Raw genomic sequence first — 10,351 nt, 5'->3', positions numbered from 1 at the left:
ACGCGTCGATCCCCGCGTCCAGCAGCCCCGCCACATGCTCCAGCCGCAGCCCACCCCCCACCAGCAGCCGCTGCTCGTACCCCGGCTCCCCCCGCCGCCCCGCCTCCGCCAGCAGCGTCGCCAGACCCGCGTCGACCCCCTCCGCCGCCCCGGCCGTCAGGTAGGTGTCCAGTCCGGGGAAATCCGCGAGCTGCTTGCGCAACGCCGCCCGGTCGGCGGCCCGGTCGATGGCCCGGTGGAACGTCCACCGGCACCCCTCCAGGGCCCCGGCGACCCGCTCCACCGCCGCCAGGTCCACCCCACCGTCCGCGTCGAGGAACCCGAGCACGAACTCCTCCGCCCCCGCCTCGCGCATCTCGCCCGCGGCAGCCACCAGCCGCTCGGCGGACCCCGCCGCGAACCCGTCCGCCAGCCGCAGCATCACGCGCACCGGAAGGTCCACGGCCGCCCGGATCCCCGCGACGGTCGCCGCCGCCGGCGTGAGCCCGTCCGCCGCCATGTCCGTGACCAGCTCGAGGCGGTCCGCACCTCCGGCCTGGGCGGCCACCGCGTCCTCGACGTCGAGGGCGATCACCTCCAGGACTGCGCGCTTGCTCATGGGACCCCATTCGTCGGACTCGGTCGGGCACAGGACAGACCTGCCCATTAGAGGTCTAGTCCAATCCAAGCCTACGCCCGTCCGCCCGAGCGGGGCTCCGCCGCCCCCGCGGTCAGCCCCCGAAGATGTTCAGCTCCGCCGCCTCCACCCCGGCCAGCTCGTACGACGCCCCGTCCAGCGGGCGCCCCGCGTACAGCCGTACGAGCGTCGGGCCGTCGCCGATGAAGCGGGCCGGGGGACGCTCCCCCGAGGTGCCGCCCAGCCGCAGCGGCTCGTCGACGTCGTCGAGGTCGGCGTGCAGCGACACGTGCCCCGGCCGGCTCGTGGCCTGCGCCAGCAGCACCAGCGCGTACGGAAGCCCCGCGCCCCCGTACGCGCCCGGCTCACCGAGTGCGGCCCGTACGTCCCCGGCGTGCACCCACTCGCCGAGCGCGAGGCCGTCCAGCAGCCCGCCCGTCCCGGCGATCAGCGGACCGGCCTCGGTCATCCCGCGCTCCAGCTCGTCCAGCACCCGGGCGTTCGTCCACCCGGCCCGCTCGGCGATGTCCCGCTCATTGCTCTCGGGCGAGAACACGTCCTTCTCGAACCGGCTCTCCACCACCCGGGACAGCGCCGCCGAGCAGTGCGCCAGCGCATCCCGCACCGTCCATCCCGGACACGCCGCGACCGGCAGCGCGAAGTCCTCGTCGGCCCTCCCCCGCAGCAGCGGGATCAGCGCGTCCCGCTCGACGGTCAGCAGCCGTCCGGGCAGTTCGGGGTCTCGTACGTCTGTCACATCCGCAGGAGTCGTCATTGGTAGTCCGGGGCGCGGTGCCTTTTTCGGGCCCGATTCCCCTTTCCCCTTTCAATCCGTGCGTGCGGTTTTCCCGCACACGGCTTACCGATGATCTTCTTGACCAGGTTACGCAGCCTTCGGATAGCGAATCGTGCCACGCAGTCGATACAGGCCGTGCCCGGCAAACCACCCCTCTGCCCATTCCTGCCGCTGGCCACGCCGTAGGTTGCATCCCCGTTTCTTGACCATCAATCTACGGAGCCGCCACACCACGTACTCGTCAGCAGACCGGAACTTCCGGGCAGCATTCCCGGTTCGAAAGTAGTTTCCCCAGCCGCGGAGGATCACGGGGCCGTTCCGCCTGGCCCGCTCCAGGACGCCGATCAGGTGCGCCGCGTTGTCGGCGAGCGTGACGCCCTTGACCGCGCCGGGCGCCGCGGCGAGCCCTGGGGCGCCTGGTAGGCGCGGGTGTAGGTCGCCGCGAAGCCGTGTCCCGGCAGGTCGACGGCGACCGAACGGTGTCCGAGGAGGCCGAGTTCGGCCTGGAGCGGCGCGAAGGAGAAGGAGTTCGCGAAGGCTCCGTGGACCAGTACGAACGTTGGTTGCACCAGGCTGCTCACTCTCTGTTCGCCGCGTCGCCCGTGGCACTCACCGGCGCTCACGGCACCGGCGGCACACACGCCTGCGGCTGCCGGACGCGGGCCCCGGGAGGGCGGCTTGCGGACAGTCGTTCGGGATTCGGCCGCTCACCCTACCCAGCGGAAGATCGTCCGCACCGTCACCGTCCCCGGCGCGCGGTGAGCACAATGGGTGCATGGCCGACACCGAAGCCCTGCGTGCCCGTTTCGCCCGCGCCCTGGAAGGGGTCCGCGGGCCCGGCGGCGGTCCCGATCCGTCGCCGTACGCCGACAACCTGCTCGGCCGCTGGCAGGAGCCGCAGCGGCACTACCACACGCTCACCCATCTGACCGCGGTCCTCGACCGCGTCGACGAGCTGGCCGGCCACGCGGACGACCCGGACGTCGTACGGCTGGCCGCCTGGTTCCACGACGCCGTGTACCTGCCGGACCGGTCCGAGAACGAGGAGCGTTCCGCCCGGCTCGCCAAGCGTGCCCTGCCCGAGGCCGGGGTGCCGGCGGAGCGGACCGCCGAGGTGGCGCGGCTGGTCCGGCTCACCGTCACGCACGATCCGGCCGGCGACGACCGCGACGGCCAGGTGCTGTGCGACGCCGACCTCGCGATCCTCGCCGCGCCGCCGTCGTCGTACGCCGCGTACACCGCCGCCGTCCGCGAGGAGTACTCCTTCGTGCCCAGCGACGCCTTCCGGGCGGGCCGGGCCGACGTACTGCGGCGACTCCTCGCCCTGCCCCGGCTGTTCCGTACGCCGTACGGGCAGGAGCACTGGGAGGCCACCGCCCGCTACAACCTGCGGGGCGAGCTGGAAATGCTGTCGACCCCGGCGGTGCCGCCCGCCTAACCTGCCCCGCATGCGTGCTGTGGGAGCGGAACAGGTGGAGGAGGCCGTCGCGCACTGCGTGGCGGCGCTGGGGTCGGTCACCGACCGGGACTGGACGGGTGCGAGGGCCGGGCGGCTGGAGTGGAACTGCCGGGAGACGGCGGCGCACGTCGCAAGCGATCTCATCGCGTACGCGGGACAGATCGCCGGCCGGGCGCAGGAAGCGTACGTCCCCTTCGAGATCACCCTCGACGGCAGCGAGGACGGACTCGACCCCGCCGACAACGAGGGCCTCCTCCAGGTGATCAGCACCACCGGTGCCCTGCTCGCGGCCGCGGTCCGCACCACCCCGCGCGCGGTCCGCGCCTTCCACCCGTACCCCTTCCGGCACGCGAACCGTGAGGGTTTCGCCGCGATGGGCGTGGCCGAGGTGCTGCTGCACACGCACGACATCGCCGAGGGGACGGGCATCTCCTACGAGCCGCCCGCCGAGCTGGCCTCCTTCGTCCTGACCCGGATCTTCCCGCGGGTGCGGCCCGGCCCCACACCGTGGGGCACCCTGCTCTGGGCGACCGGGCGCGGTGACCTGCCGGGCCGGGAACCCGTCACCCGGTGGCACTGGAGCAACAACCCGGTGCTCCGGTCGGAGCGGCTCACCCTGGAGGGCGTCACCCCGGCGACCGCCGCCGATCTCTCCCTGGCGGGCGACGGCGGCTACGAGTGGGTCGGCGGGGCCGCCGCCGACGGCACGCGCGAGGGCGCGGGGATGATGGTGAAGCAGTACGAGGAAGGCGTGTTCCACCCCGAGTGGGGCATGTACGTGCTGGTCCGGCGGGAGGACGACCGCGCGGTGGGCGCGATGGGCTTCCACACCGTCCCCGACGCGGACGGCCGCGTCGAGATCGGCTACGACCTCGTGGCGGGCGCCCGCGGCCACGGATACGCCACCGAGGCCCTGCGCACGCTGTCGGCCCGGGCGCTGGAGCAGGACGGCGTACGGACCGTGGCCGCCGTCGTCGACCACGAGAACGTGCCCTCGCAGAAGGTCGTCGCCCGGGCCGGCTTCACCCGGATCGCCGAGGACGCGGGGCAGATCACCTACGAACTGCGCGGCTGAGCCGCCCCCTTGCGGCGCCGCAGTCCCGCCCCGTCCAGCAGCCGCACCACCTCGCGGCTGCTGACCTCGAGCGCCCCCGCGCGCACCACGTCCGCGTACCGGTGCTGCGGGATGTCGTAGTGGTCGCGTTCGAAGGCGCGGCGGGGCACGCCCAGGCTGTCGGCGAAGGTGTGCAGTTCGGCGTAGGAGAGGTCGCTGACGAGGTGGGACCAGAGCCGGCCGTGGCCCGGCCAGGTGGGCGGGTCGATGTACACGGTCACGAGGACGCCGCTCCGCCCAGGCCGCCGACCGCCGCGACCTTCACTCCCGCCTTGTGGCACACCCAGTGCGGGTCGGGGCCGAGCTCCGGCTCCACCTCCAGCGCGTGCGGGTCGCCGGCCGGGCACACCGGGCACAGCGGCCAGCGGCCGTACCGCTCCAGCAGGGCGTCCTGCACGTCCTGGGCGACCAGCCCGGCGAGGAATCCGACACCGTCCGGCCACTGCTCGACCCACCAGCGCCGGTGCGTCACGGAGTCCTCGACCAGGGAGACCACGTCCGCCTCGGCGACCTCGCGCGCGACCAGATCGGCCAGCACGAGGGCGCGCGCCGCGTGCAACGCTTGTTCCAGGGGGCCGACCGGGCGGGCGCCGGGTTCGTCCTGGGGGTGGTGGGGGTCCATGCCCCTATTGTGCGCACTCTTGACCGCGGGGCCGGGGCGAAAATATCTTTCATGACGTGACCAATGAAGTGAAGGAAAGTTTCGGAGGTGCTCCGGGCCCCGCCCCCGCGCCGCCTCCGCCGCCCGCACCCGCCGCCCTCGCGGCCAAGGTGCGCACGCTGGCACCGACGATGACCCGTTCCATGCAGCGGGTCGCCGAGGCCGTCGCCGACGACCCGGCCGGCTGCGCGGCCCTCACGGTCACCGGACTCGCCGAACTCACCGGCACCAGCGAGGCCACCGTCGTCCGCACCGCCCGGCTGCTCGGCTACCCCGGCTACCGCGATCTGCGCCTCGCCCTGGCCGGTCTCGCCGCCCAGCAGCAGTCCGGGCGGGCGCCCGCCATCACCACGGACATCGCGGTGGACGACCCCATAGCCGACGTCGTGGCCAAGCTCGCCTACGACGAGCAGCAGACCCTCGCCGACACCGCGGCCGGACTGGACACCGTGCAGCTCACCGCCGCGGTGAACGCCCTGGCCGGCGCCCGCCGTACGGATGTGTACGGCGTCGGCGCGTCCGGGCTCGTCGCCCAGGACCTCACCCAGAAACTGTTGCGCATAGGCCTGCTGACGCACGCCCACAGCGACCCGCACCTCGCCGTCACCAACGCGGTGCAGCTCCGCGCGGGGGACGTGGCGATCGCCGTCACCCACTCCGGCTCGACCGGGGACGTCATAGAACCGCTCCGGGTGGCCTTCGAGCACGGGGCGACGACGGTGGCGGTCACCGGCCGCCCGGACAGCCCCGTCACGCAGTACGCGGACTACGTGCTGACCACCTCCACGGCCCGCGAGAGCGAGCTGCGCCCGGCCGCGATGTCCTCCCGGACGGGGCAACTGCTGGTGGTGGACTGCCTGTTCGTGGGAGTCGCCCAGCGGACGTACGAGGCGGCGGCGCCCGCGCTGGCCGCCTCCTACGAGGCGTTGGCGCATCGGCACCGGGCGGTGCGCAGAGCGCCGTGACGGCGGGTGGTCGTTGTCGGCCGCGGGTGGTCCCGTGGCCGATCGCGCAGTTCCCCGCGCCCCTGAGGCAGGCCGCCCGACCCTGAGCTGGAAAGACACCGCTATGACTTCTCCCTCCCACAACCGCGACCTCAGCTCCCAGCTGGACATGCTGACCACCGAGGCGTACCGGCCGGAGCTGGCCGACGTCGACCGGTTGCCCATCGACGAGATCGCCCGGCTGATGAACCGGGAGGACGCCTCGGTGGCCGGTGCGGTCGCCGAGCAGGTACCGGTGATCGCCGCCACGATCGACGCGGTCGCCGAGCGGATGGCCCGCGGCGGGCGGCTGGTCTACGCGGGCGCGGGCACCGCCGGCCGGCTGGGCGTACTGGACGCCTCCGAGTGCCCGCCGACGTTCAACACCGACCCGGCGCGGGTCGTCGGCCTGATCGCTGGCGGCCCGGACGCCCTCGTCACCTCGGTGGAGGGCGCCGAGGACTCCCGCGAGCTGGCCGAGTCCGACCTGGCCGCGCTGCGGCTGACCGCCGACGACACGGTGGTCGGCGTCTCCGCCTCCGGCCGCACCCCGTACGCGGTCGGCGCCGTCACGTACGCCCGCGCACGCGGGGCCCTCACCGTGGGCCTGGCCTGCAACCGGGGCAGCGCGCTGGCGGCCGCGGCCGAGCACGGGATCGAGGTCGTCGTGGGCCCGGAGTTCCTCACCGGCTCCACCCGCCTCAAGGCCGGCACGGCCCAGAAGCTCGTCCTGAACATGCTGTCGACGATCACGATGATCCGGCTGGGCAAGACGTACGGGAACCTGATGGTCGACGTCCGCGCCTCGAACGAGAAGCTGCGCGCCCGCTCCCGCCGTATCGTCGCCCAGGTGACGGGAGCGGACGACGACGCCGTCGGGGGTGCGCTGGCCGCCACGGACGGCGAGGTCAAGAACGCGATCCTGGTCCTGCTGGCCGGCGTGGACGGCCCCACCGCCGCCCGTCTCCTCGCGGAGTCCGCCGGCCACCTGCGCGAGGCGCTGGCAGCGGCGGCGGCAGCGGGCTGACCCGGGGGAACCCCGGGATGGATACTGGACCTGTCCCCCACCTGGAGCATCCACCATGAACCACGCGCAGCTCACCGCCCTGGGCCGGGCCCTGCGGGTCCTGGGTGAGCACGGCGAGTCGCTGTCCGCCGACACCCTGGACGCCAAGCTGCACGAAGTGAAGGACGATCTGCGGCGGGCCCTTGACCTGCTGGAGGAGACCGTCACCACGGCCGTACCCAGCACGCGCTGCGCGGAGCATCCCACCGGACCGGTCGACGAGAGCGCCCCCGACCTGTGCCTGCTCTGCGAGACCCGGCGCCGCACCGCCCGCCGCGCCGAGTTCAACGGCCCCGCCCCGCAGGCCCCGGCCGCCGAACCCACCCCGTCCCGGTACGGGATGCGCGCCGACCGGCCGCAGCCGCAGCAGCGCTGGCTGCCGGAGCTGTGGAACGGACAGGCCTGGCAGCTGTGCGGAACCCCGCGCCGGGACCGGCGCGAGGCCGAGTTGTTCATCGCGGCACAGCGGCGCGGGCCCCGGCCCGCCATGGCGTACCGGATCGTGCACGAGTTCACCGACTACGAGGTGCTGCGCGTATGGGGCACACCCACCAGGACCGACATCGAACCCCTGGGCAACCTCTGACCCGTCCCGCCGCAACGCCCGAGGGCGGCACCCCCTGCGCAGGGGGTGCCGCCCTCGGGCGCGCTACGGACGGATCCGATCCTCGAGGGATCAGAAGTCCATGTCACCGCCCGGCATGCCGCCGCCGGCCGGGGCCGCGTTCTTCTCCGGCTTGTCGGCGATGACGGCCTCGGTGGTGAGGAACAGCGCGGCGATGGAGGCGGCGTTCTGCAGCGCGGAACGGGTCACCTTCGCCGGGTCGATGATGCCTTCGGCGATCATGTCGACGTACTCGCCGGTCGCGGCGTTCAGACCGTGGCCGACCTGAAGGTTGCGGACCTTCTCCACGACGACGCCGCCCTCGAGACCACCGTTGACGGCGATCTGCTTCAGCGGGGCCTCCAGGGCGAGCTTCACGGCGTTGGCGCCGGTCGCCTCGTCACCCTCGAGCTCCAGCTTCTCGAAGACCTGGGTGGCCTGCAGCAGGGCCACGCCGCCACCGGCGACGATGCCCTCCTCGACGGCCGCCTTGGCGTTGCGCACGGCGTCCTCGATGCGGTGCTTGCGCTCCTTGAGCTCCACCTCGGTGGCGGCACCGGCCTTGATGACCGCGACACCGCCGGCGAGCTTCGCCAGGCGCTCCTGCAGCTTCTCGCGGTCGTAGTCCGAGTCGCTGTTCTCGATCTCGGCGCGGATCTGGTTGACGCGGCCCTGGACCTGGTCGGCCGAGCCGGCACCGTCGACGATGGTGGTCTCGTCCTTGGTGATGACGACCTTGCGCGCCTTGCCCAGCAGGTCGAGCGAGGCGTTCTCGAGCTTGAGACCGACCTCCTCGGAGATGACCTCGCCGCCCGTGAGGATGGCGATGTCGCCGAGCATGGCCTTGCGGCGGTCGCCGAAGCCCGGGGCCTTGACGGCGACGGACTTGAAGGTGCCGCGGATCTTGTTGACCACCAGGGTCGACAGGGCCTCGCCCTCGACGTCCTCGGCGATGATCAGCAGCGGCTTGCCGCCCTGCATGACCTTCTCCAGGAGCGGGAGCAGGTCCTTGACGTTGGAGATCTTGGAGTTGGCGATCAGGATGTACGGGTCGTCGAGGACGGCCTCCATACGCTCCATGTCGGTGGCGAAGTACGCCGAGATGTAGCCCTTGTCGAAGCGCATACCCTCGGTGAGCTCGAGCTCCAGACCGAAGGTCTGGGACTCCTCGACGGTGATGACGCCTTCCTTGCCGACCTTGTCCATGGCCTCGGCGATGAGCTCGCCGATCTGGGTGTCGGCGGCGGAGATGGAGGCCGTGGAGGCGATCTGCTCCTTGGTCTCGACATCCTTCGCCTGCTCGAGCAGGGCGCCCGAGACGGCCTCGACGGCCTTCTCGATACCGCGCTTGAGGGCCATCGGGTTGGCGCCGGCGGCTACGTTGCGCAGGCCCTCCTTGACCAGGGCCTGAGCGAGCACGGTCGCGGTGGTCGTACCGTCACCGGCGACGTCGTCCGTCTTCTTGGCGACTTCCTTGACCAGCTCGGCGCCGATCTTCTCGTACGGGTCCTCGAGCTCGATCTCCTTGGCGATGGACACACCATCGTTGGTGATCGTGGGAGCGCCCCACTTCTTCTCGAGGACGACGTTGCGGCCCTTGGGGCCGAGCGTCACCTTGACGGCGTCCGCGAGCTGGTTCATGCCGCGCTCGAGGCCGCGCCGCGCCTCCTCGTCGAACGCGATGATCTTGGCCATGTGAAGTGGTCCCTCCAGGACTGGGGGTGATTCCTTCGGACCGCGCCCGCGCCCGCGACGGACGGCTCGCCGGCCCCGTGGTTCCTTGCCCCACACGGCCTGCGGGCCTCACCGACCCGGTCCTTCGTTGTCACTCTCACCTTCAGAGTGCTAACGCCAATGATTAGCACTCGACCCATGCGAGTGCAAGCGCCTCTGAGGAGTACAGGGGGTCGCTCAGCCGACCGCGAACAGGCGGGTGCGGCGCCGGCGGGCACGGCGGAGGGCCCGAAGCCGGGAGGTACGGGCACCGCGAGGACCCCGAAGCCCGGCGGTGCGCGGGCACGGCGAAGGGCCCGCACCCCGGGAGGCGCGGGCCCTTCGTCAGCAGAAAATGCCGGTTGATAGCGCGTTCAGGCGCTGAGACGAACCATGTCGGCCTGTGGGCCCTTCTGACCCTGCGAGATCTCGAACTCGACCCGCTGGCCTTCTTCGAGGGTGCGGTAGCCGTCCATCTGAATCGCGCTGTAGTGGACGAAAACATCCGCACCACCGTCGACCGCGATGAAGCCGTACCCCTTCTCCGCGTTGAACCACTTGACGGTGCCCTGAGCCATGCCTAACTCCCCTATTACTGGCCCTTGCACAGATCCGCACTTCGCGAATCCGGGTCAGACCTCACCCCCCAACGGTTGGGGGCGTGCGCCGGAACGCGTCGACCGCGGCTGAATGTATCTGTCCAACTGCCGTCTGCAACAGGTCAATCGGACGAGAAATCTGGACGACACCGGTCCGGAATGTGGCGAGAATTCGCACGATCTCAGGGCAAGTCGGGCCGGGCAAACGTCGCAAATGCCGCGTAGAGTGCCCGCACTTTGGCTACATCCAGTCGGGCGTACGGCAGGAATTAAGGGTCCTCGATCAGTGGATCGGGAGCGCGTTCCCCAACTCTATCGTGCTCAACCCCATGGAATTGCCCCCTCCGCATCTCTCACGGAGGGGGCAATGTCCTCGACGCTCGGTAACCGTCATTACCGAAGGTAATGATCAGCCGCCGGCCACCGCGGGAATGATCGATACGCCGGCCCCGTCCGGGGTCGCCGTCTCCAGCCCCTGCTCGAACCGCACGTCGTCGTCATTGACGTAGACGTTGACGAACCGGCGCAGCTTGCCCTGATCGTCCAGGACCCGGGCGGCGATCCCGGTGTGGTTCTTCTCCAGGTCCTCGATGACCTGCCCCAGGGTCGCCCCCTCGGCACTCACCTCGGCGCTCCCGCCGGTGTAGGTACGCAGGATGGTCGGGATCCGAACAGTGACGCTCACAACAAAACCTCCGGTCAGGTGGACTTACCAGGGGCGCGGGGAACTGCGCGATCAG

12 protein-coding genes and 1 pseudogene are annotated in these 10,351 nt (G+C 71.7%); 5 read left to right on the top strand and 8 right to left on the bottom strand.

Annotated features, from left to right (window positions below; genetic code table 11):
• From B9S61_RS17840 to B9S61_RS43465, 3 genes and pseudogenes are all read right to left on the bottom strand, one after another.
• The coding region (locus B9S61_RS17840; RefSeq protein WP_103543158.1) for a copper homeostasis protein CutC at window positions 1-598 on the bottom strand (598 nt) is incomplete at its 3' end.
• Between the two features lie 112 nt (window positions 599-710).
• Complete coding sequence (locus tag B9S61_RS17835) at window positions 711-1,391, bottom strand: maleylpyruvate isomerase family mycothiol-dependent enzyme (protein ID WP_103543157.1); 681 nt, start codon at window positions 1,389-1,391, stop codon at window positions 711-713.
• A 108-nt stretch (window positions 1,392-1,499) separates the two neighbouring features.
• Window positions 1,500-1,993: pseudogene (locus tag B9S61_RS43465) on the bottom strand (group II intron maturase-specific domain-containing protein).
• 194 nt (window positions 1,994-2,187) lie between these two features.
• Here B9S61_RS43465 and B9S61_RS17825 point away from each other — a divergent pair.
• Window positions 2,188-2,850, top strand: a complete 663-nt coding sequence (locus B9S61_RS17825; RefSeq protein WP_103543156.1) for a hypothetical protein — start codon at window positions 2,188-2,190, stop codon at window positions 2,848-2,850.
• Between the two features lie 10 nt (window positions 2,851-2,860).
• Entirely contained in the window at window positions 2,861-3,946 is a 1,086-nt protein-coding gene (locus tag B9S61_RS17820) for a GNAT family N-acetyltransferase (protein ID WP_258039715.1), read from the top strand.
• On the opposite strand, the gene B9S61_RS17815 is transcribed toward B9S61_RS17820, so the two are convergent.
• Window positions 3,928-4,206 carry a DUF4031 domain-containing protein gene (locus B9S61_RS17815; protein ID WP_103543154.1) on the bottom strand — a complete coding sequence of 93 codons (279 nt, stop codon included), beginning with the start codon at window positions 4,204-4,206 and terminating at the stop codon, window positions 3,928-3,930. The two genes, B9S61_RS17820 and B9S61_RS17815, sit on opposite strands and share 19 nt — an antisense overlap.
• The gene (locus tag B9S61_RS17810) at window positions 4,203-4,607 is read right to left on the bottom strand and encodes a hypothetical protein (RefSeq protein WP_103543153.1); all 405 of its coding nucleotides are present in this window, start codon (window positions 4,605-4,607) and stop codon (window positions 4,203-4,205) included. The genes B9S61_RS17815 and B9S61_RS17810 overlap by 4 nt, the downstream gene beginning before the upstream one ends.
• 56 nt (window positions 4,608-4,663) lie before the next feature.
• Here B9S61_RS17810 and B9S61_RS17805 point away from each other — a divergent pair, with 56 nt between their 5' ends.
• From B9S61_RS17805 to B9S61_RS17795, 3 genes are all read left to right on the top strand, one after another.
• Window positions 4,664-5,611 carry a MurR/RpiR family transcriptional regulator gene (locus B9S61_RS17805; RefSeq protein WP_103543152.1) on the top strand — a complete coding sequence of 316 codons (948 nt, stop codon included), beginning with the start codon at window positions 4,664-4,666 and terminating at the stop codon, window positions 5,609-5,611.
• Window positions 5,612-5,714: 103 nt separating this feature from the next.
• Window positions 5,715-6,656: an N-acetylmuramic acid 6-phosphate etherase gene (gene murQ / locus B9S61_RS17800; RefSeq protein WP_103543151.1), complete on the top strand. Its 942-nt coding sequence runs from the start codon at window positions 5,715-5,717 to the stop codon at window positions 6,654-6,656.
• A 55-nt stretch (window positions 6,657-6,711) separates the two neighbouring features.
• Entirely contained in the window at window positions 6,712-7,281 is a 570-nt protein-coding gene (locus tag B9S61_RS17795; RefSeq protein WP_103543150.1) for a hypothetical protein, read from the top strand.
• Between the two features lie 90 nt (window positions 7,282-7,371).
• Here B9S61_RS17795 and groL read toward each other — a convergent pair whose 3' ends face one another.
• The 3 genes from groL to B9S61_RS17780 form a co-directional block, all read right to left on the bottom strand.
• Window positions 7,372-8,994: a chaperonin GroEL gene (gene groL, locus B9S61_RS17790; RefSeq protein ID WP_103543149.1), complete on the bottom strand. Its 1,623-nt coding sequence runs from the start codon at window positions 8,992-8,994 to the stop codon at window positions 7,372-7,374.
• 392 nt (window positions 8,995-9,386) lie between these two features.
• A complete protein-coding gene (locus B9S61_RS17785; RefSeq protein WP_004929928.1) occupies window positions 9,387-9,590 on the bottom strand; it encodes a cold-shock protein in 204 nt (67 codons plus the stop codon).
• A 430-nt stretch (window positions 9,591-10,020) separates the two neighbouring features.
• Complete coding sequence (locus B9S61_RS17780) at window positions 10,021-10,296, bottom strand: MoaD/ThiS family protein (RefSeq protein ID WP_103543148.1); 276 nt, start codon at window positions 10,294-10,296, stop codon at window positions 10,021-10,023.
• Between the last annotated feature and the right edge of the window lie 55 nt (window positions 10,297-10,351).

This window comes from Streptomyces sp. SM1 (assembly GCF_002910825.1).
Lineage (GTDB): Bacteria > Actinomycetota > Actinomycetes > Streptomycetales > Streptomycetaceae > Streptomyces > Streptomyces okerensis.
The sequence above is the reverse complement of the archived record's forward strand: the minus strand, read 5'-3'. Positions and strand labels throughout refer to the sequence as shown.

Excerpts from the sequence above, each read along its gene's own strand:
- B9S61_RS17825 (WP_103543156.1), top strand. The coding sequence starts at position 2,188 with ATGGCCGACACCGAAGCCCTGCGTGCCCGTTTCGCCCGCGCCCTGGAA.
- B9S61_RS17785 (WP_004929928.1), bottom strand. The coding sequence starts at position 9,590 with ATGGCTCAGGGCACCGTCAAGTGGTTCAACGCGGAGAAGGGGTACGGC.
- B9S61_RS17835 (WP_103543157.1), bottom strand. The coding sequence starts at position 1,391 with ATGACGACTCCTGCGGATGTGACAGACGTACGAGACCCCGAACTGCCC.
- B9S61_RS17795 (WP_103543150.1), top strand. The coding sequence starts at position 6,712 with ATGAACCACGCGCAGCTCACCGCCCTGGGCCGGGCCCTGCGGGTCCTG.
- B9S61_RS17810 (WP_103543153.1), bottom strand. The coding sequence starts at position 4,607 with ATGGACCCCCACCACCCCCAGGACGAACCCGGCGCCCGCCCGGTCGGC.
- groL (WP_103543149.1), bottom strand. The coding sequence starts at position 8,994 with ATGGCCAAGATCATCGCGTTCGACGAGGAGGCGCGGCGCGGCCTCGAG.
- murQ (WP_103543151.1), top strand. The coding sequence starts at position 5,715 with ATGACTTCTCCCTCCCACAACCGCGACCTCAGCTCCCAGCTGGACATG.
- B9S61_RS17820 (WP_258039715.1), top strand. The coding sequence starts at position 2,861 with ATGCGTGCTGTGGGAGCGGAACAGGTGGAGGAGGCCGTCGCGCACTGC.